Annotated in this window: 22 protein-coding genes and 1 tRNA gene; 12 read left to right on the forward strand and 11 right to left on the reverse strand. The window is 62.3% G+C overall.

The window, feature by feature from the left end:
- The first annotated feature begins 148 nt into the window (after positions 1-148).
- The 5 genes from cpdR to MJ639_RS15360 all read left to right on the forward strand — a co-directional run bounded on the left by cpdR (position 149) and on the right by MJ639_RS15360 (position 2,576).
- Complete coding sequence (gene cpdR / locus MJ639_RS15340; RefSeq protein WP_243374623.1) at positions 149-505, forward strand: cell cycle two-component system response regulator CpdR; 357 nt, start codon at positions 149-151, stop codon at positions 503-505.
- Between the two features lie 91 nt (positions 506-596).
- Positions 597-671 (forward strand) — tRNA-Val (locus MJ639_RS15345).
- A gap of 44 nt (positions 672-715) precedes the next feature.
- Positions 716-841: a type B 50S ribosomal protein L36 gene (gene ykgO / locus MJ639_RS15350; protein WP_009763379.1), complete on the forward strand. Its 126-nt coding sequence runs from the start codon at positions 716-718 to the stop codon at positions 839-841.
- Positions 842-1,009: 168 nt separating this feature from the next.
- Positions 1,010-1,579: a tetratricopeptide repeat protein gene (locus MJ639_RS15355; protein ID WP_243374625.1), complete on the forward strand. Its 570-nt coding sequence runs from the start codon at positions 1,010-1,012 to the stop codon at positions 1,577-1,579.
- A 13-nt stretch (positions 1,580-1,592) separates the two neighbouring features.
- The gene (locus tag MJ639_RS15360; RefSeq protein WP_243374627.1) at positions 1,593-2,576 is read left to right on the forward strand and encodes an alpha/beta fold hydrolase; all 984 of its coding nucleotides are present in this window, start codon (positions 1,593-1,595) and stop codon (positions 2,574-2,576) included.
- Here the strand turns inward: MJ639_RS15360 and pyk are convergent.
- The 3 genes from pyk to MJ639_RS15375 form a co-directional block, all read right to left on the reverse strand.
- Positions 2,567-4,003, reverse strand: coding sequence for a pyruvate kinase (gene pyk, locus MJ639_RS15365; protein ID WP_243374629.1), 1,437 nt, complete (start codon positions 4,001-4,003; stop codon positions 2,567-2,569). The genes MJ639_RS15360 and pyk overlap by 10 nt on opposite strands.
- Positions 4,000-4,464, reverse strand: coding sequence for a DUF1036 domain-containing protein (locus MJ639_RS15370; protein WP_243374631.1), 465 nt, complete (start codon positions 4,462-4,464; stop codon positions 4,000-4,002). Before MJ639_RS15370 ends, pyk begins: the two co-directional genes overlap by 4 nt.
- 202 nt (positions 4,465-4,666) lie before the next feature.
- Entirely contained in the window at positions 4,667-5,590 is a 924-nt protein-coding gene (locus MJ639_RS15375; protein ID WP_243374633.1) for a DMT family transporter, read from the reverse strand.
- Positions 5,591-5,698: 108 nt separating this feature from the next.
- Between MJ639_RS15375 and MJ639_RS15380 the strand changes: the two genes are divergently transcribed.
- The 3 genes from MJ639_RS15380 to MJ639_RS15390 all read left to right on the forward strand — a co-directional run bounded on the left by MJ639_RS15380 (position 5,699) and on the right by MJ639_RS15390 (position 7,176).
- Positions 5,699-6,532, forward strand: coding sequence for an N-formylglutamate amidohydrolase (locus MJ639_RS15380; RefSeq protein ID WP_243374635.1), 834 nt, complete (start codon positions 5,699-5,701; stop codon positions 6,530-6,532).
- Between the two features lie 17 nt (positions 6,533-6,549).
- Positions 6,550-6,855 (forward strand): DUF1244 domain-containing protein, encoded by a 306-nt coding sequence (locus MJ639_RS15385; protein ID WP_243374637.1) that lies wholly within the window; start codon positions 6,550-6,552, stop codon positions 6,853-6,855.
- A 63-nt stretch (positions 6,856-6,918) separates the two neighbouring features.
- Positions 6,919-7,176, forward strand: a complete 258-nt coding sequence (locus MJ639_RS15390) for a DUF2312 domain-containing protein (protein ID WP_243374640.1) — start codon at positions 6,919-6,921, stop codon at positions 7,174-7,176.
- A gap of 55 nt (positions 7,177-7,231) precedes the next feature.
- On the opposite strand, the gene MJ639_RS15395 is transcribed toward MJ639_RS15390, so the two are convergent.
- The 7 genes from MJ639_RS15395 to MJ639_RS15425 form a co-directional block, all read right to left on the reverse strand.
- The gene (locus tag MJ639_RS15395) at positions 7,232-8,431 is read right to left on the reverse strand and encodes a vWA domain-containing protein (RefSeq protein ID WP_243374642.1); all 1,200 of its coding nucleotides are present in this window, start codon (positions 8,429-8,431) and stop codon (positions 7,232-7,234) included.
- Positions 8,428-9,342 (reverse strand): AAA family ATPase, encoded by a 915-nt coding sequence (locus MJ639_RS15400; protein WP_243374644.1) that lies wholly within the window; start codon positions 9,340-9,342, stop codon positions 8,428-8,430. Before MJ639_RS15400 ends, MJ639_RS15395 begins: the two co-directional genes overlap by 4 nt.
- A gap of 73 nt (positions 9,343-9,415) precedes the next feature.
- Entirely contained in the window at positions 9,416-10,219 is an 804-nt protein-coding gene (locus MJ639_RS15405; protein ID WP_243374646.1) for an FAD binding domain-containing protein, read from the reverse strand.
- Positions 10,220-10,232: 13 nt separating this feature from the next.
- Positions 10,233-12,596, reverse strand: coding sequence for a xanthine dehydrogenase family protein molybdopterin-binding subunit (locus MJ639_RS15410; protein ID WP_243374648.1), 2,364 nt, complete (start codon positions 12,594-12,596; stop codon positions 10,233-10,235).
- A gap of 154 nt (positions 12,597-12,750) precedes the next feature.
- On the reverse strand, positions 12,751-13,245 hold the full coding sequence (locus MJ639_RS15415; protein ID WP_243374650.1) for a (2Fe-2S)-binding protein: 495 nt from the start codon (positions 13,243-13,245) through the stop codon (positions 12,751-12,753).
- 283 nt (positions 13,246-13,528) lie between these two features.
- Positions 13,529-13,990 (reverse strand): SRPBCC family protein, encoded by a 462-nt coding sequence (locus MJ639_RS15420; protein WP_243374652.1) that lies wholly within the window; start codon positions 13,988-13,990, stop codon positions 13,529-13,531.
- Between the two features lie 117 nt (positions 13,991-14,107).
- A complete protein-coding gene (locus MJ639_RS15425; protein ID WP_243374654.1) occupies positions 14,108-14,560 on the reverse strand; it encodes an iron-sulfur cluster assembly scaffold protein in 453 nt (150 codons plus the stop codon).
- Positions 14,561-14,727: 167 nt separating this feature from the next.
- Here MJ639_RS15425 and MJ639_RS15430 point away from each other — a divergent pair, with 167 nt between their 5' ends.
- The 4 genes from MJ639_RS15430 to MJ639_RS15445 are packed head-to-tail and all read left to right on the forward strand — an operon-like array spanning position 14,728 to position 17,398.
- Positions 14,728-15,051, forward strand: a complete 324-nt coding sequence (locus MJ639_RS15430; protein ID WP_243374656.1) for an XdhC family protein — start codon at positions 14,728-14,730, stop codon at positions 15,049-15,051.
- Positions 15,052-15,090: 39 nt separating this feature from the next.
- Positions 15,091-15,783, forward strand: a complete 693-nt coding sequence (locus tag MJ639_RS15435) for an XdhC family protein (protein WP_243374658.1) — start codon at positions 15,091-15,093, stop codon at positions 15,781-15,783.
- The gene (locus tag MJ639_RS15440) at positions 15,780-16,799 is read left to right on the forward strand and encodes a molybdopterin-binding protein (protein WP_243374660.1); all 1,020 of its coding nucleotides are present in this window, start codon (positions 15,780-15,782) and stop codon (positions 16,797-16,799) included. The genes MJ639_RS15435 and MJ639_RS15440 overlap by 4 nt, the downstream gene beginning before the upstream one ends.
- The gene (locus tag MJ639_RS15445) at positions 16,796-17,398 is read left to right on the forward strand and encodes a nucleotidyltransferase family protein (protein WP_243374663.1); all 603 of its coding nucleotides are present in this window, start codon (positions 16,796-16,798) and stop codon (positions 17,396-17,398) included. Before MJ639_RS15440 ends, MJ639_RS15445 begins: the two co-directional genes overlap by 4 nt.
- A gap of 52 nt (positions 17,399-17,450) precedes the next feature.
- Here the strand turns inward: MJ639_RS15445 and MJ639_RS15450 are convergent, their stop codons facing one another.
- Positions 17,451-18,560, reverse strand: a complete 1,110-nt coding sequence (locus MJ639_RS15450; RefSeq protein WP_243374665.1) for a ribonucleotide-diphosphate reductase subunit beta — start codon at positions 18,558-18,560, stop codon at positions 17,451-17,453.
- Between the last annotated feature and the right edge of the window lie 45 nt (positions 18,561-18,605).

Genomic DNA, 18,605 nt, shown 5'->3' on the forward strand with positions numbered 1-18,605 from the left:
CACGTTTCCTGGGTAGTGTAAGGCAGCCGGGCCGCCTGTCCATGACAATATCATGGGGGCGCTGCGTCCTTCTTTCACGGGTTATTTACCCCTCGGACGGCATGAAGGCTCTTAAATCCACTCGCCACGATTCGGGGCTTGGCAGCCGATGAAGATCCTTCTCGCCGAAGACGACAATGACATGAGGCGCTTTCTGGTGAAGGCGCTGGAGAACGCAGGCTACGAAGTGGCCCCGTTCGATAACGGCCTTTCCGCCTATAACCGCCTGCGTGAGGAGCCCTTCGAGCTTCTCCTGACGGATATCGTCATGCCGGAAATGGACGGCATCGAGCTGGCCCGCAAGGCCACCGAGCTCGACCCGGACATCAAGGTCATGTTCATCACCGGCTTCGCCGCCGTGGCCCTGAACCCGGATTCCCAGGCTCCGAAGGATGCGAAGGTGCTTTCCAAGCCCTTCCATCTGCGCGATCTGGTGAGCGAGGTCGATAAAATGATGGCAGCCTGAAAAAGGTTGCCGATCAAGTCTTGCGCATAGGCCCACTTGTGGGTATATCGCCCCCACAGCCGAGACGGGACGTCAAACATCACCGTTTCCCGGGCGCGTAGCTCAGCGGGAGAGCACTACGTTGACATCGTAGGGGTCACAGGTTCAATCCCTGTCGCGCCCACCATTTTCTTTTTTCCGGCCTTCCCGAAGGGCCGCAGGAGACCGGATATGAAGATCCGTAACTCGTTGAAGTCGATCCGCGGCCGTCACCGCGACAACCAGCTGGTTCGTCGCAAGGGCCGGGTCTACATCATCAACAAGACCCAGAAGCGCTACAAGGCTCGTCAGGGCTAAAAGCATCGTCCGGGGAAGTGGACACCGGTTCCCCGAAAAGACGATGCGGCCTTAGAGCCTTTTCGCTGCGGCAACGCCGCGCACAAGATTATGAATTGACCGCGCATGCCGGGATCCTAAAATCCCGGCATGCGCTTTTTTGCGTCTATACTCGTCCTATCGCTGAGCTTGGCCCCGTACCCTTTGAGTGCGCAGGAGCCCGCTCGTCCCAAGGCGCCCGCCAAGGAAGCTCCCAAGGAAAAGCCGCCTGCGCCCAAGCCTGTCACCATCGATGACCTGTTCGACCGTCTCGGCAAGGCCGGGTCCGAGAACGAGGCCGAGGGCATCAGCAAGCTGATCGAGCGGCGCTTCGCCCGCTCCGGCTCCGACACAGCGGATCTGCTCCTCGCCCGGGCGACCCAGGCTTTCGAGGACAAGAATTACCCGCTCGCCGTCGAGCTCCTGGACCGCGTCCTCGCGCTCCAGCCGAACTGGGCGGAAGCCTGGTATCGCCGGGCGACCGTATTCTACCAGATCGACGATCCCGTGGGCGCCATGGCCGATCTCAGCCGGGCGATCAAGATCGAGCCGCGCCATTTCAATGCCTGGACCGGGCTCGGCCATATTCTCATGGCCTCCGACGACAAGGCGAGGGCGCTGCAGGCTTACCAACGTGTCCTGAAGATCAACCCGCAGGAATCGAGCGTCCAGACCATCGTGAACCGCCTGACCCCAGACGTCGACGGGCAGAGCCTCTGACATCCGGGCCGCGATGGATCTCGTCTTAAGCCTTCTGACGGCGCTGTTCATTATTATCGTCACCGGAGCGATCTTCACCTACCTTCATGGCTGGATCATCGAGCGGCTTTACCCGCCGACCGGCCGCTTCATCGAGGTGGATGGCTGCAGGCTGCACTACCAGGACATTCAGCCTCCTACAGTCGCGCGCGGCACCATCGTGCTTCTTCATGGAGCATCGTCCAATCTCGTCGAATCCATGCTGGGATTGGGCTCGCATCTCGCGCAGCATTACCGCGTCATCGCCTTCGATCGTCCCGGACACGGCTGGAGCGAGCGCAAGGGCGGCTTGAGCGCGGCAGAGCCGGCATATCAGGCGGCGTTGATCGCCCGCGCTTTACGCAGGCTCCATGTGCGCGATGCGGTGATCGTCGGTCATTCCTGGTCCGGCACCATCGTTCCGCACTTCGCTCTCGATCATCGGGATGTCACAGGCGCGATCCTCGTTCTCGCGGGCATCACCACACCGTGGCCGGGAGGCTATGTGGGCTGGTACCGGCGCTTCATCGGGTCATGGGCCGGATGGTTCGTCATCCGCACGGTGGCGCTCCCGGTCACCCTGATGCTGCGGCCCTGGATGAAAAGGAAAACCTTTTCTCCGCAGAAGGCGCCCGAGGGTATCGTGCGAAAGGGCTTCATTCCGCTCGCCTTCCGGCCTCGGACTTATGAAGCCAACATGCAGGACTTCGCCGTCATGTACGATGCGGTTTCAAAGCAGAGTTCGCGCTACGGCGAGATTCGCATGCCGGTGATGGTTATCGCAGGAGAATGCGACGAGATCGTTTGGACGGATCTGCACAGTCGCGCCTTCGCGCATGCGGTTCCAGGTGCGGAGCTGACGATCATGCCGGGCATCGGGCACATGCCGCAATATGCGGATGGATCGCGCGTTCTTGCAGCGATCGAGGCTCTGGCCGAACGCATCGCGCCGGCCAGAGCCGAAGTGGATCAGGCCTGAGCGGCGTGCTCCTGATTGACGAAGGCGATGCGCACCATGTTGGTGGCGCCCGGCGTGCCGAAGGGCATGCCTGCCACGATGATGATGCGGTCGCCCACATCCGAGTAACCTTCGCGCAAGGCGAACTTGCACGCGCGGAAAGCCATGTCGTCGATGTCGCTCGCATCCTTCGTGCGGATCGAGTGAACGCCCCACACGAGCGCGAGACGGCGGGCCGTATCCTGGCTCGGCGTCAGCGCGATCACCGTGGAATTCGGACGCTCGCGCGCGATGCGGAAGGCCGTGGAGCCTGAGAAGGTCCAGGCGGCGATCGACTTGAGGTTCAGCGTGTCGGCAATCTGGTGCGCGCCGGCGGCAATCGCGTCGGAGCCGGTGGCTTCCGGCTCCGTGTTCAGCGTGCGCATGATCGACCAGTAGTTCTGGTCCTGCTCCACCTCTTCCGCGATGCGGCTCATGGTGGCCACTGCATCGACGGGATACTGGCCCGAGGCGCTTTCTGCCGAGAGCATCACCGCATCCGCGCCGTCATAGACGGCGGTCGCCACGTCGGAGACTTCCGCGCGCGTCGGCACCGGCGAGGTGATCATGGATTCGAGCATCTGGGTTGCGACGACCACAGGCTTGCCGAGGCGGCGCGCCGCGCGAACGATGCGCTTCTGGATGCCGGGCACTTTCTCGAGCGGCATTTCCACGCCGAGATCGCCGCGCGCCACCATCACCGCGTCCGAGATTTCCATGATCTCGTCGAGGCGCGTGATTGCCTGCGGCTTCTCAAGCTTCGACATGACGAGCGCGCGGCCGCGAGCGACCTTCTTCACCTCGGCCACGTCCTCGGGACGCTGCACGAAGGAGAGCGCGATCCAGTCGACGCCCGCATCGAGAGCGGCTTCGAGATCGGAGCGATCCTTGTCCGTCATCGCCGCAACCGGAATTGTCGTGTCCGGCAGGCTCACGCCCTTGCGGTTCGAGATCTTGCCGGCGACTTCCACGGTAGTGGTGGCAGAACCCTGCTTCACGCTCTTCACGCGCAGGCGCAGCTTGCCGTCGTCGATGAGCACCGTGTGGCCTGGCTCGAGGGACGAGAGAATTTCAGGATGAGGCAGGTGAACGCGATCCTTGCCACCGGGCGTCGTATCCGCATCGAGCGTGAAGGACTGGCCGGGCTGCAGCATCGCGCCGTCGCCTTCGAAGGCGCCGACGCGCAGCTTCGGCCCCTGCAGGTCGGCGAGGATGGCGATGGGGCGCTTGAACTTCGCTTCCACCGCGCGGATCATCGCCACGCGTTCCTTCAGTTTCTCACGCGGCAGATGGCTCATGTTCAGGCGGAAGACGTCGGCACCTGCCTGAAAGAGCTTCTCCAGCATCTCCTGAGACTCGGAAGCCGGTCCGAGAGTTGCGAGAATCTTTGTGCGCCTTGAGCGTCTCATGGTTGTAGTCCCCCACGGTTCGTGTCTGTGAGCTGAATAGTCCAGCTCTTCTGTTCTCCGGTATCGACTTCAAAGAAGCCGCTGCGATCAAAGCCTCTGGCGAGGCAATCTTCGGTGCCGCGGATCGTGAACTCCCGCTCGCGGGTGCACATGAAGGAGCGTCCGCTCCATTCGCCGCCCCGGTCGTAGTCGATCGCGTAAATGTAATAGAAGCGGCCGCCGAGCTGCCCCTTGAGCAGGGTCTCGCAGCCGCGCGCAGTGAGGTTCCACCAGCCTTCCGTGACCCAGCCCTGCGCATCGCGATAGCCGATGGCGATGCCGACGCGGCTCGGGGTCATGTTGCACAGACGCAGGTCCGCGCGCGCGGGCGTCGCGGCCAGGAAAAGGCCGCCGAACAGGAAAGCCGCCAAAGCAAGGCTTTTCTGCCAGCGCAAAGCCGATGTGAGGAAAGGGGCCTTCATGGATTCGGTTCGGTCAATAGGTCAGGAATGAAATCGCACAATGCTTCGAGAATGATGTCGATTCCTTGTCGGTCAGAAGACGAGGCGCATCAAGACAAAATCCGCACCGGCGAGACATTTAGCCTGCTAAAAATTTTCGTCCTGTCACCTGCAGGAGCCAAAAGGGGCTCTTTCCTCCTCGTTTGAAGAGGAAATCGCGGACTCAAGTCTGTGGGCGTGCCACCCAAATTCCCAACAGAATCAAGGCGCCGCCCAGGGATTGGACCAGGGTGAGCGGCTCGCCCAGGATCGCCCAGCCGAAGACCGCGGCGGCCACGGCCTCGAGAAAGATCACGAGGGACGAGAACACGGCAGGCAGGCTGCCCAGGGCAATGGAGAGCAGGCCCTGGCCACCGGCGTGGCTGACATAGGACATGGCGAACAGAGCGGCTGTCCCCTGCCAGGTCTGGGGCATCAGGCGGCTTTCGAAGATCAGCGTGAACGCGAGAAGGCAGACGGATGTGATGAGGCTCGCCTCGAAGGTCACCCGTGCCGCGCCTGCGGTCTGACGCGCCTTGCTGGCCATGATGAAGTAAAGGCCGAAGAAGAAGGCCGTGGCGAGGCCGTAGAAGTCGCCGGCCAAGCGGGTCGGATCGGTCCGCATGCTCTGGCCGATCAAGGCCGCTCCGCCGAGAAGGCAAAGCCCCAAGCCGATGAAGGTGCCGCGCGACACTTTCTGGCGCAGCACGAGCCACACCACCAGCACCACGAAAAGCGGGGCCATGGTGGCGAAGAAGGTGGCGTTGGCGACCGTCGTGTTGAGGATGGCGAGATGCCAGAACAGGAGATCGCCCGTGAAGACGAGACCGGCCAAGATTGCTGCTTTCGAGAACGGGATTCGCGGCGCGCCCTTGGGCGCCTTCCGCTCCTCGATCCGCATCCAAGCATAGAGCAGCGGCAGGCAGAGCGTGACGCGCCAGAAGGCGCTGGCGAAGGGTCCCACATCGGCGGGCGCTCCGTCCATGCTGGAGGAGGCGAAGCGCACGAAGATCGGCGAGATGCCCATGGCCACCGCGCCGAGGCACAGGGCTGCGAAAGCGGTGGCAAACCCTGGCTTGAGGGCAGCAGATGTGGATGTGGCGGACATCTTGTCTTTCGTGAGGATGTTGCGCGGAACGTCGCGTTGTCACGGATCGGGGCGCAGGGTAAGGATTTTCCTCCACCGATCAACGCCTTGTTTCATAAGCCTCCCGCCATGTCCGCCTCTGCCGCGCTCAAGAGCGCCGAGCCCGCCCTTGAGCCCCATCCCGTCGAGATCGTCGAAGGCGCTCTCGAATCCGGTCTTCTCATCCTCTGCGATCACGCTTCCAACGCCGTGCCGCCCGACCTGGGCGATCTCGGCCTGCCGGAAACCGAGTTCCAGCGCCACATCGCCTATGACATCGGAGCGGCGGCGGTGACCCGCTCGCTCGCCCGCCGCCTGAACGCGCCGGCGATCCTCACGCAGTTCTCTCGCCTCATCATCGATCCCAACCGGGGGCGGGACGATCCGACCCTGGTGATGCGCCTCTCCGACGGCGCGGTGGTGCCGGGCAACGCCAAAGTGGACGAGGCGGAGGTTCAGCGCCGCATCGAGCGCTTCTACGACCCCTATGACGCCGCGATTTCCACAGCCATCCACAGGGCGATTGCCGCAGGTCACCCTCCCGCCATCGTGACGGTTCACAGCTACACGCCGGTCTGGCGTGGATGGCCGCGTCCCTGGCATGTGGGTATCCTCTGGGATGCGGATGACCGCTATGCCAAGCCGCTGCTCGAGGGCCTGATGACGGAAGAAGGACTCGTGGTCGGCGACAACGAGCCTTATGATGGCGCGCTTGCGGGCGACACGGTCGACCGGCACGCCACGATCCGCGGTCTCGCTAATGCGCTGATCGAGATCCGGCAGGATCTGATCGCGTCCGACGAAGGCGCGGAGGAATGGGCCGAGCGCTTCGCGCGTCTTCTCAAACCCCTTGCGGCACAAGGAGATTTGAGAAAGCCGGCAATCTTCGGCACGCGCACTCGCGAACGTTTGCGCCAGCAGTAAAGGGGAGGGCTGTTCTGATGAAGGATCTCGATGCGGCAACCCGCACGGAGCTCGAAGCGGCAGCTTTCCGCAGGCTTCTGGAGCACCTGCGCGAACGTACCGACGTGCAGAATATCGACCTCATGAACCTTGCGGGCTTTTGCCGCAACTGCCTGTCGAATTGGCTGAAAGACGCTGCGGATGCCAAGGGCGTGGCGCTCTCCAAGGATGAAAGCCGGGAATACGTTTACGGGATGCCGTACGACGAATGGAAGGACCGCCACCAGAAAGAGGCGTCCCCCGCCCAAATGAAGAGTTTTGAGGAATCGAAGCCGTCGCATTAAAAGGGCTTCAACCAAATCGAGAGTAACACTGGCTTCAACGCCATCAATCAAAAGGGGCTCATCATGGATGACGCAGCTTTCAACACCGAATCCGTCGCCGCCGACCAGCTGAAGGCCTTCATCGAGCGCATCGAGCGTCTCGAGGAGGAAAAGGCCGGTATCGCCGGAGATATCAAGGACGTCTATGCCGAGGCCAAGGGCAACGGTTTCGACACCAAGGTCCTGCGCAAGATCGTCTCCCTGCGTAAGCGCGACTACGCCGAGCGCCAGGAAGAGGAAGCGATCCTCGAGCTCTACATGCAGGCTCTCGGCATGGCCTAGAAGCTGGTGCGGCCTTTACGGGTATTTGAAAAGCGGGGCCTCGACCCCGCTTTTTCTATGCCCTGCGCAGCCACTCGCGTGGATCGCTGAGCCGGTTCGACTCACCGGACAAAGCCCGGCAGAGCTGCTCCATCGATGCCATGTTGTGAATGGGGCGGAATTCATCGACATGAGGCAGCATCGCCTTGATGCCGGAAGCCCGCGCCTCGAAAGCGTCGAAACGCAGCAGCGGGTTCAGCCATACTAGGCGACGGCAGGAGCGCCTGAGACGGTCCATCTCGAAGGTCAGCTCTTTCGTGACCTCCCGTTCGAGCCCGTCCGTGAACAGAAGAACGATGGCGCCCTGGCCGAGAACGCGGCGGGACCAGTGACGATTGAAGTCATGCAGCGCATGGGCGATCCGCGTTCCTCCCTCCCAATCCTGCACGCGCTTCGACGCGCGGGCGAGAGCATCATCCGGATCGCGGCTCGTCAGCTCGCGGCTGATATTGGTGAGACGCGTGGCGAAGACGAAGGAGTGAACGCGCCGCCTTTTCTCCGCGATGGCATGGAGAAAATGCAGAAAGAGTTTCGAGTACTCCGCCATGGAGCCCGAAATGTCGATGAGCGCCACCACCGGCGCATGACGGACAGCGGGAGAGCGATAGGCGAGATCGATGACCGCGCCGCCGCCGCGTAGCGAGCGCCGGAATGTCTTACGCGGATCGATCCGTCGGCCTCGCGGATCGGGCAGGAAACGACGCGTGGTCACCTCGTCCTCAGGCAAGGACATGGCGGCGACGAGGTGCTTGGCCGTTGCGATTTCAGCAGCCGACATCTGCGCGAAATCCTTCGTCTTCAGAATCTCACGATCCGAGACGGTAAGGCGGGCGGAGAATTCGGTTTTCTCGACCGGATCCGGTTTCTCCTGTCGGGGTGTGGCCAAGGCTTCTGCCACACGCAGCGCACCCGCCTGCGGTTTCTTCTCCTCCTGCCCGCCGGGTGCGAGAGGCGACATCTGCGCGATAAGCTTTTCGATCAGCCCGCGCCGACGCCAGAAAATCCTGAAGGCCTGATCGAAGAGAATGCTGTGCTCATGCCGTTTCACGAAGACGGCATGAAGCGTCCAATAGAAATCATCACGCGTTCCGATCCGCGCTGCATCGACGGCTGCGAGCGCATCGAGAACCGCGCCGGGGCCGACGGGCAGGCCCGCATGGCGCAAGGCTCGCGCGAAGTAGGCGATGTTATCCGCAAGGCGGCCTTCGCCGGTCACCCCGCTGTCCTCAACGCGTCCTGAATCCGGTCGAGCATGTCCTTCGCCCGGCTGCCCTGCATTTTCTGAATGTCGTCCTGATATTTCAGAAGAACGCCGAGTGTGTCGGAGACCAAAGCCGGATCGAGCGCGACCGCATCGAGCTCCACGAGGGCCGAGGCCCAATCCAGAGTTTCGGCGACGCCGGGAGCCTTGAACAGGTCTTCCTTGCGAATTGCCTGAACGAAAGCGACAATCTCCTGCGACAGCCGCTCCGGCATTGTCGGCGCGCGGCTTCTCAGGATGGCGAACTCCCGTTCCGCATCCGGGTAATCGACCCAATGATAGAGACAGCGGCGCTTCAACGCGTCGTGAATCTCACGCGTGCGGTTCGAGGTAATGATGACGATGGGTGGATGCTCGGCGGTGATGGTGCCGAGTTCCGGAATCGTGATCTGAAAATCGGACAGCACTTCGAGAAGAAAAGCCTCGAACGCCTCGTCGGTGCGGTCGAGCTCGTCGATGAGCAGAACCGGCGCTCCCGCCGTATCGGGTTCGAGGGCCTGCAGGAGCGGCCGCTTCACCAGATAGCGCTGCGAGAAGAGATCACTCTCCAGCGTATCGCGATCCACAGTTCCACCGGCTTCGGCAAGCCGGATGGCCATCATCTGTCCGGCATAGTTCCACTCGTAGACGGCCGAGGCGACATCGAGCCCTTCATAGCATTGCAGGCGGATGAGGCGTCGTCCGAGCCCCGCCGACAGCACCTTCGCGATCTCCGTCTTGCCGACACCAGCCTCACCTTCGAGGAAAAGCGGACGCCCGAGCTTCAGGGCGAGAAAAAGTACCGTCGCAAGCGGACGGTCGGCGACATAGCCTGTATCTTTCAGCAGAGCCAATGTCTCGTCGATGGAACCGGGTTGTTCAGCCACGGATTCGGCTGCTCCTCAAGAATATGATGCCCGGGCAAGGCCGGGCATCGTTCGATGATCTTCCGTCGTGCGCTCAGCCCAGCGTGGCGGCCTGCACAGCCCGGCGGGCCATGACGCCGACGAGATGCGCGCGGTAGGCGGCATCCGCATGAATGTCGCCGTTCATCTCGTCTTCCGCGACCGAGATGCCGTTCAGCGCATCGGCGGCGAAGTTTCGGGAAAGCGCATCCTCCATCTCCGCCACGCGGAATACGCCGTTGGAGCCTGCACCTGTCACGGCGACGCGCACGCCGTCCGTGTGTTTCGCCACGAACACGCCGACCAGTGCATAGCGCGAAGCCGGGTGGCGGAACTTGGCATAGGCGGCTTGTGATGGAATCGGGAACGAGACCTGCGTGATGATCTCGCCCTCGTCCAAAGCCGTGGTGAAGATGCCCTGGAAGAAATCGTCCGCTGCGATCTTGCGCCTGTCGGTGACGATCGTCGCGTTCAGGGCGAGGCAGGCCGCCGGATAATCCGCGGAAGGATCGTTGTTGGCAATCGAGCCGCCGATCGTGCCGCGGTGGCGAACATGAGGATCGCCTACGAGCTCGGTCATTTCGACGAGGGCCGGGATCGCATCACGGACTTCGGCTGAGTTCAAGACCTCGACATATCTGGTCATGGCGCCGATCGTGAGCGTGTCGCCGGATCTCGTGATCCCACGCAGTTCGGCGATCTGACCGAGATCGATCAGGTTGGCGGGTCCTGCAAGCCGCATCTTCATGGTTGGCAGCAGGGTGTGTCCGCCGGCAATGAACTTCATGTCATCTGCTTGGCCAGCGAGTTTGGCTGCCTCGCTCACGCTCGTCGGGCGGTGATATTCGAAAGCGTACATTGAGCGTCCTCCCTTATTCTGCCGCCATGGGCATGCGCGTCTTCTGCGCCGCGCGCCAGACAGCCTGGGGTGTTGCGGGCATGGCGATATCCTCGTGTCCGAGGGCATCCGTGATCGCGTTGATGACGGCGGGTGGCGCCGCGATGGCACCAGCTTCGCCGCAGCCCTTGATGCCGAGCGGATTCGAGGGACACGGCGTGACCGTCATGCCGACCTGGAACGACGGCAGGTCGATGGCGCGCGGCATGCAGTAATCGTTGAAGCTGGCGGTGATGAGCTGGCCGCTCTGATCGTAGAATGCGCCTTCGAGCAGCGCCTGCCCGACACCCTGCGCGATGCCGCCATGAACCTGACCCTCGACGATCATCGGATTGATGATCACGCCGAAATCGTCCACCGCCGTCCAGCGTTCGATCTTGGTGACGCCGGTATCGGGATCGATCTCCACCTCGCAGATATGCACGCCGGCGGGGAAGGTGAAGTTGGTGGGATCGTAGAACGCTCCCTCCTTCAAGCCGGGCTCCAGATCCTGGCCCGAGAACTTGTGGGCGATATAGGCCTGAAGCGCCACTTCGCCGAAGCCGAGGGTCTTGTCCGTTCCGGCCACGCCGAACTTGCCGTCTTTGAACTCGATGTCGCCTTCGGACGCTTCGAGAACATGGGCCGCGACCTTCTTGCCCTTCGCGATCACCTTGTCGATGGCTTTCGCGATGGCCGACATGCCGACGGCGCCGGAGCGCGATCCGTAGGTTCCCATGCCGAACTGCACCTTGTCGGTATCGCCATGGACGATGCTGACCTGATCGATGGGAATGCCGAGCCGATCAGAGACGAGCTGCGCGAAAGTGGTCTCGTGGCCTTGGCCGTGGCTGTGCGAGCCCGTGAGCACCTCGACCGATCCGGTGGGATTGACGCGCACTTCCGCGGATTCCCACAGGCCCACGCCTGCGCCGAGAGAGCCTACCGCTTGCGAGGGCGCGATGCCGCACGCCTCGATATAGCTGGAAAAGCCGATGCCACGTAGCTTGCCGCGCCGGGCGCTCTCCTGCTTGCGCTGCGGGAAGGTCTTGTAATCGGCAAGTTCCAGCGCCTTGTCGAGCGAGGCGGCATAATCGCCCGTGTCATAGGCCATGATGACAGGGGTCTGATGCGGGAATTGCGTGACGTAGTTTTTGCGGCGCAGCTCCGCCGGGTCCTGGCCGAGTTCGCGCGCGGTCTTCTCGACGAGGCGTTCGACAACGAAGGTGGCCTCGGGCCGTCCCGCGCCGCGATAAGCATCGACAGGCGCGGTGTTTGTATAGACCGCATCCACTTCGCAATAGATCGCCGGAATGTCGTATTGCCCCGACAGGAGCGGCGCATAGAGATAGGTCGGCACCGAGGATGAGAAGGTGGAGAGATAGGCGCCGAGATTGGCGATGGTGTGAACCCGCAATCCGATGATCTTGCCGTTCTCGTCCGTCGCCATCTCAGCATGGGTGACATGGTCGCGACCATGGGCATCCGACAGGAAAGCCTCGGTGCGATCCGACGTCCATTTCACCGGACGCTTCACCTTCTTCGCCGCCCAGACGCACACCGTCTCTTCGGCATAGATGAAGATCTTGGAGCCGAACCCGCCACCCACATCGGGAGCGATGACGCGGAGCTTGTGCTCCGGGGCGACGCCGATGAAGGCCGACAGAACGAGCCGCGCCACATGGGGATTCTGGCTCGTCGTGTAGAGCGTGTAATTGTCGTTGCCTGGATCGTACTCGCCCAGGGCCGCGCGCGGCTCGAGCGCATTGGGCACCAGCCGGTTGTTGACGAGGTCGATCTTGGTCACGTGCTTTGCCCGCGCGAAAGCCGCTTCCGTCTCGTCCTTGTTGCCGAGATGCCAGTTGAACACCGTGTTGTCGGGCGAGACGTCGTGGATCTGCACCGATGACTTGGTGGCCTGCGCGGTGTCGGCAACGGCGGGAAGAACCTCGTAATCGACCACGATGGCTTCCGCGGCGTCCTTGGCCTGGGCGAGCGTTTCGGCGATCACTACCGCCACATGGTCGCCCACATAGCGCACCTTGCCCTGCGCAAGCGCCGGGTGAGGCCCCGCCTTCATGGGCGAGCCGTCCTTGGAATGGATCATCCAGCCGCAGATGAGACCGCCGATCTTGTCGGCGGCGAGATCATCGCCCGTGAAGATGGCCACGACACCCGGCATGATCTTGGCGGGGCCGGTATTGATGGACCTGATAGTCGCATGAGCATGCGGCGAGCGCAGGAAATACGCATAGGTCTGGCCGGGACGATTGAAGTCGTCGACATAACGTCCTTGGCCCGTGACGAAACGCTGATCCTCTTTCCGGCGCACGGGGGCGCCGATTCCTGTTGCGGTCATGAAATCATCTCCTGTCTTCGTTGGCCCTCACCGGGCGGAGACGAGGCGGGATCATCGAGGAAGGCTTTTCAAGAAAGGCGCCTGCTCGAAGGCTCACCTGCGCTCGCACCTGTCCGGGAAGGCGCTGTCCTTTGGATCAGCGTGCCGGATTGACTTATTCCGCCGCCTGCCTCAGCGGCGTTTGAGCCATTGCCTGCGCGCCGGCTGCAACAGCCTTGACGATGTTGTGATAGCCCGTGCAGCGGCACAGATTGCCTTCGAGCTCGGTTCGGATGGTCTGCTCGTCGAGCGCGTTTCCTTTCCGGTTCACGATATCGATGGCCGCCATGATCATGCCCGGCGTGCAATAGCCGCATTGCAGGCCATGATGCTCGCGGAAGGCCGCCTGCATCGGGTGCAGCTCTCCTCCTTGGGAAATGCCCTCGATGGTGGTGACGATATTGGCATTCGCTTGCACAGCGAGAACCGTGCAGGACTTCACGGCCTGTCCGTTGAGATGCACGACACAGGCGCCGCATTGGCTGGTATCGCAGCCCACATGGGTTCCGGTGAGGCGTAGATTGTCGCGAAGAAACTGAACGAGCAGGGTGCGGGGATCGACGTCTGCGGTGACGGATTGACCGTTCACCGTCAGGGAGACGGTGGTCATGCGGGGCTTCCTCCTCAAATACCGGGAGTCAGGCCAACCTTCAGGTGGTCTCAGACACCGGCAGGTTTCTTGTTGGACGACCGCACGGATGCAGTCAGTCGAAGCCGAGTGTGAACCTCCCTCAATGAGCGGTCAAGTATTGGAAAAACGTAACAGCTGCCCTAGTGCATCGTGCGGAAAAGTGGACCCGGTTTTCCGGACACACGATGCACCCTCCAAAGAAGAGAGCATCGGATTGTCCCAAAAGTGCATACCACTTTTGGGTCCGAGGCTCTGTAGGCGATCACGCGGCGGATTCTTCGGGCGACAGGATCTTGGCGAAGTTGCCGAAGAATTCGTCGGCATATTTCTTGGCGACGCCGTTGATCAGACGCCCGCCAAGCTGTGCGATCTTTCCGCCCACATTGGCTTCCACGTCATAGACCAGCTTGGTGCCGCCCTCGATGTCTTCAAGGCGAACCGTCGCGCCGCCCTTAGCCCAGCCGGCGATGCCGCCCTGTCCCTCGCCGCTGATGGTGTAGCCGTTGGGCGGGTCGAGATCGGAGAGGGTGACGCCGCCCTTGAACGTCGCCTTCACGGGGCCGACTGCGACTTTGGCAATTGCCTGAAATTCCGTGTCGCTGATCTTCTCGAGTTCCTGGCAGCCGGGAATGGACGCCTTGAGAACGTCCGGATCGTTGAGCGCCGCCCATACCGCTGCCCGATCGGCGGGAAGGGTGACCTCACCCTGCATCGTCATTGCCATGCGGATGTCTCCTCCTGTCTGCCAGTCCAGTAGAAGAGTATGGGCAAATCAGGGCGCACGTCACCTCCCAAGCGTTGCTGCAATGCACACTCGAAAGAGGTACGCGTGGGTGAATTATCACTCATTACCGAGGTGGCTCTTCCGGGCCGCCTCGATCTGAGCGAGCGCATCGGCAACCGCATCGAAGGTGAGAAGAATGGAGGCGTGGCGGGCTTTGAGATCCCGCGCGGGTTCCAGCAGGGCGAGTTCCGCCCACTTGCCGGAAGGCGGCTTACCGCCCGCTTTCAGCATGCGCTGCATCTCTTCCCGAACGTTCCGGAGTTCCGCGACCGTCGAGCCGATCACATGGCGGGCCATGATTGATGAGGAGGCCTGACCGAGGGCGCAGGCCTTGACCTCGTGGGCGAAGCCGCTGACGACGTCGCCGTCGAGCTTCAGTTGCACCGTGACGGTGGATCCGCACAGCTTGGAATGCGCCTTCGCGCCGGCATCCGCATCCGGCAGGATTCCCTGAAGCGGGATATCGGCTGCAAGTTCCAAGATCCGCCGGCTGTAGATATCGTTCAACATCCTGCCCGCGCGCCGCCCGAAAATGGTGACTTTCAAGAGGGATGAGACGCCGCATCAGCATACCTGTCAATGCGTCTCGCCGACGTCTCTCGCATGCCTGTTGCCGGATGAGGGGAGCCGGTGGCACTATCACTCATCGATGGCGGCTCCTCTGGCCGGGAGGTCTCATGCACGCGACTGATACGGATATTCTGAAGGCGGCGGAAGCCTGGAGGCGCGAGGGCAGGAATGTCGCGATCGCGACGGTGGTCGAGACCTGGGGCTCAGCGCCGCGCCCCGTCGGCAGTCATCTGGTAATCGATCAGGATACGAACTTCCTCGGTTCCGTCTCTGGCGGCTGCGTCGAAGGCGCGGTCATCACCGAAGCGCTCGATGTCATCGCCGACGGAAAATCCCGTATGCTCGAATTCGGCGTCGCCGATGAGACCGCCTGGCAGGTCGGGCTATCGTGCGGAGGGCGGATCAAGGTTTATGTCGAGCGGGTGGACTAGAATGCGCTGGAGTTCTCTGATGTGGAGGCGGCGGAACGCATGCGGCTGAGCCTCCTGTCCGCTCTCAACGCGGAGCGCGCCGCGCGGCGTGCCGCCGTTCTCGTGACTGACATTGCTTCCGGCGAGCAGCGTCTCGTTCGGGAGGCGGAAATTGCGGGCGATCCGCTGGCGCAGGAGCTGGAAGAGAAGCTACGCCAGGGCAAGAGCGGCCTGATCGAGCAGGGCGGAAATCAATTCTTCCTCACCGTGCAGACACCGCCGGTGCGATTGCTCGTGATCGGCGCCGTGCATATCAGCCAGGCGCTGGCGCCCATGGCGAAGGGCGTGGATTTCGATGTGACCATCGTCGATCCGCGCACAGCTTTCGCGACACCGGAACGGTTTCCCGATGTGCCTGTTCTGGCCGAATGGCCCGATGAGGTTCTGCCGCGTTTCGGCATCGACCGATATACGGCTGTCGTGGCGCTCACACACGATCCGAAGATCGACGATCCCGCACTCGGCATGGCCCTGAGATCGGAGTGTTTCTATATCGGCGCGCTCGGCTCGCGCAAAACCCATGAGCGCCGCGTGCAGCGTTTGACGGATGCCGGTTTCACGGAATCCGACATCGCCCGCATCCATGCTCCCATCGGTCTCGATATCGGAGCCATCTCGCCTGCGGAGATCGCGGTGTCTATCCTGGGCGAGGTCGTCGCCTCATTGCGCAAAGAGCGGAGGCGCTCGGCGTGAAATTCGGACAGGTCCCTGTTGAGGAAGCCATCGGCGCTCTCGCCGCTCACAGCGTGCGGGCGGGCGACATGGTGGTGAAGAAGGGGACCGTCATCTCGCCTGAGATCGCGATACAGCTCACACACGCCGGAATCGAAACCATCATCGCAGCACGGTTCGAGCCCAGCGACGTGACCGAGGACGCGGCGGCCTTCAGGCTGGCGGGCATTCTCGCCGGAGAGAATATCATCGTGGAGGCGCCCTTCACGGGACGCTCCAATCTTCACGCCGAAACCGCGGGCGTTCTCGTGATCGATGCCAATGCGATCAATCGGCTCAATGCTATCGACGAGGCCATGACCGCCGCCACTCTGCCGGCTTTCAAGCCGGTCGTCGCGGGAGAGATGGTCGGCACCGTCAAGATCATTCCCTATGCCATTCCGGATGTTCTGCTGCAGAGAGGAATCGCTGAAGCAGGCAGCGGGGCTTTGCGGGTCGCGCCCTATAGGCGCCGCTCGGTCGGAGTCGTGTCGACGCTCCTTCCCGGCCTTAAACCCAACGTGATCGACAAGACACTTGCGGTGCTCTCGAAACGGCTGGAGTCTGCCCATGCAGCAATCGTGTGCGACCGGCGCGTGCCGCATGAGACGCAGGCCCTTGCGCAGGAGCTTGGCCGTCAGGCCCAGAGTGATGCCCAGATCATCGTGATCTTCGGCGCTTCCGCCATTGCCGATCGCAGGGATGTCATTCCCTCCGCCATCGAGATGGCGGGTGGAAGGGTGGAGCATTTCGGGATGCCCGTCGATCCCGGTAATCTGCTTCTCATCGGAGAGATCGGCGGCAGGCCCGTCATCGGTGCGCCCGGCTGTGCCAGATCGCCGAAGGAGAACGGGTTCGACTGGATCCTGCATCGCCTCCTGGCGGATGTTCCCGTCACACGCGCTGACATCATGTCGCTCGGAGTCGGAGGGCTTCTTATGGAGATCGTTTCTCGGCCGCAGCCACGCGAAGGCGGCAAAAGCGAGAACGACGAATGAGCCCGACGACGAGCCCCGTGGCGGCCATCGTTCTGGCGGCGGGACGTGGCACGAGGTTCGGCGAAGAGCCGAAGCTGCTGGTGCAGATCGGCGGCAAGGCTCTCGTCCGTCATGTGGCTGAGGCCGCCGTTCACTCTATCGCGGATCCAGTGATCGTCGTGACGGGCCATCGCGCCGAAGACGTCCACTCGGCCCTGCTCGGGCTTCCGGTTCAGATCATCCACAATGCGCAATTCGCGCAAGGACTCTCCACGTCCTTGAAAGCCGGATCTGTGGCGCTTCCTGACACCGCCCGCGCCGCGATCATCCTTCTCGCGGATATGCCCTTCGTGAAAGCCGATCTCATCGATGCTCTCTGCAAAGGCTGGCATGAGAGGGGAGAGCCGGCAGCCCTTATCCCGACATTGAAAGGCCGGCGCGGGAACCCGGTCGTGATCTCGCGCAAGCTGCAAGGTCTGATCGAAGATCTCTCCGGAGATGTCGGCGCGGGGCCGATCCTTCGGGGAAGATCGGATGTGGAGGAATGGCCGACCGATGACGTCGCTGTCGTTCAGGACATCGATACGAAAGAGACATTCGCCGAGCATCATCGCGAATGAAGATGTGGCGACCGGCGGATCATGGATGAGGCCGCCGGCCGCATGATGACGTTTAGTCCCAGGCCAGCGCGCCGCCGCTCTGGTAATCGATCACACGGGTCTCGAAGAAGTTCTTCTCCTTCTTGAGATCCATGGCCTCCGACATCCAGGGGAAGGGGTTCTCCGTTTCGGGGAAGACCGCCATCAGGCCGAGCTGGCCGCAACGGCGGTTGGCGATGAAGTGCATGTATTGCTCGCAGAGCGCTGCATTCAGGCCCAGAAAACCTCTCGGCATCGTGTCCCGGCCGTAGGCCGCCTCCAGCTCGGCGCCTTCGCGCAGCATGGTACGGATCTCTTCCTGGAAGGACGGCGTCCAGAGATGCGGATTTTCGAACTTGATCTGGTTGATGACGTCGATGCCGAAATTCAGGTGAATGCTCTCGTCGCGCAGGATGTACTGATACTGCTCGGCAATGCCCACCATCTTGTTGCGGCGGCCCAGCGCGAGAATCTGCGCGAAGCCGGTATAGAACCACATGCCCTCGAAGATCACGTAGAAGGCCACGAGATCGCGCAGGAAGGCCTGGTCCGCTTCCGGTGTGCCGGTGGCGAACGAGGGGTTTTCGATTCCCTGCGTATGCTTGAGCGCCCAGGCCGCCTTGTCGGTGATCGAGGGAACCTCGCGATACATGTTGAACAATTCGCCCTCGTCGAGACCAAGGCTCTCGACGATGTATTGGAAGGTGTGCGTATGCACGGCCTCCTCGAAGGCCTGGCGCAGCAGATATTGGCGGCATTCGGGATTGGTGAGGTGGCGGTAGATCGCCAGCACGATGTTGTTGGCGACAAGGCTCTCGGACGCGGCGAAGAAGCCGAGATTGCGCTTGATCATGCGCCGCTCGTCTTCCGTCAGGCCATCGCGCGACTTCCACAGGGCGATATCGGCCTGCATGGAAACCTCGGTCGGCATCCAGTGATTGTTGCAGGCCGCGAGATATTTCTCCCAGGCCCATTTGTATTTGAGCGGCAGAAGCTGGTTTACGTCGGCGCGGCAATTGATCATCGCCTTGTCATCGACGCTGACGCGGCCGCCCGCACGGTCAATGTCGCCGAGACCGGTGGTCTCGGTGGATGAGGCAGGAATGTGCGATGGGACAGGTCGCTTTTCGGACCAATCGAGCATGAGAGGAATCCTTGAATTGAGAAACGGGAGCCGCACCGACGCGGT

It is taken from the genome of Microvirga solisilvae, assembly GCF_022808595.1.
Classification (GTDB): Bacteria; Pseudomonadota; Alphaproteobacteria; order Rhizobiales; family Beijerinckiaceae; genus Microvirga; species Microvirga solisilvae.

Bases quoted from the DNA above. Each gene is read 5' to 3' on its own strand.
- cpdR (WP_243374623.1), top strand. From the start codon at position 149: ATGAAGATCCTTCTCGCCGAAGACGACAATGACATGAGGCGCTTTCTG.
- ykgO (WP_009763379.1), top strand. From the start codon at position 716: ATGAAGATCCGTAACTCGTTGAAGTCGATCCGCGGCCGTCACCGCGAC.
- MJ639_RS15360 (WP_243374627.1), top strand. From the start codon at position 1,593: ATGGATCTCGTCTTAAGCCTTCTGACGGCGCTGTTCATTATTATCGTC.
- pyk (WP_243374629.1), bottom strand. From the start codon at position 4,003: ATGAGACGCTCAAGGCGCACAAAGATTCTCGCAACTCTCGGACCGGCT.
- MJ639_RS15370 (WP_243374631.1), bottom strand. From the start codon at position 4,464: ATGAAGGCCCCTTTCCTCACATCGGCTTTGCGCTGGCAGAAAAGCCTT.
- MJ639_RS15375 (WP_243374633.1), bottom strand. From the start codon at position 5,590: ATGTCCGCCACATCCACATCTGCTGCCCTCAAGCCAGGGTTTGCCACC.
- MJ639_RS15380 (WP_243374635.1), top strand. From the start codon at position 5,699: ATGTCCGCCTCTGCCGCGCTCAAGAGCGCCGAGCCCGCCCTTGAGCCC.
- MJ639_RS15385 (WP_243374637.1), top strand. From the start codon at position 6,550: ATGAAGGATCTCGATGCGGCAACCCGCACGGAGCTCGAAGCGGCAGCT.
- MJ639_RS15390 (WP_243374640.1), top strand. From the start codon at position 6,919: ATGGATGACGCAGCTTTCAACACCGAATCCGTCGCCGCCGACCAGCTG.
- MJ639_RS15405 (WP_243374646.1), bottom strand. From the start codon at position 10,219: ATGTACGCTTTCGAATATCACCGCCCGACGAGCGTGAGCGAGGCAGCC.
- MJ639_RS15410 (WP_243374648.1), bottom strand. From the start codon at position 12,596: ATGACCGCAACAGGAATCGGCGCCCCCGTGCGCCGGAAAGAGGATCAG.
- MJ639_RS15415 (WP_243374650.1), bottom strand. From the start codon at position 13,245: ATGACCACCGTCTCCCTGACGGTGAACGGTCAATCCGTCACCGCAGAC.
- MJ639_RS15420 (WP_243374652.1), bottom strand. From the start codon at position 13,990: ATGGCAATGACGATGCAGGGTGAGGTCACCCTTCCCGCCGATCGGGCA.
- MJ639_RS15425 (WP_243374654.1), bottom strand. From the start codon at position 14,560: ATGTTGAACGATATCTACAGCCGGCGGATCTTGGAACTTGCAGCCGAT.
- MJ639_RS15430 (WP_243374656.1), top strand. From the start codon at position 14,728: ATGCACGCGACTGATACGGATATTCTGAAGGCGGCGGAAGCCTGGAGG.
- MJ639_RS15435 (WP_243374658.1), top strand. From the start codon at position 15,091: ATGCGGCTGAGCCTCCTGTCCGCTCTCAACGCGGAGCGCGCCGCGCGG.
- MJ639_RS15445 (WP_243374663.1), top strand. From the start codon at position 16,796: ATGAGCCCGACGACGAGCCCCGTGGCGGCCATCGTTCTGGCGGCGGGA.
- MJ639_RS15450 (WP_243374665.1), bottom strand. From the start codon at position 18,560: ATGCTCGATTGGTCCGAAAAGCGACCTGTCCCATCGCACATTCCTGCC.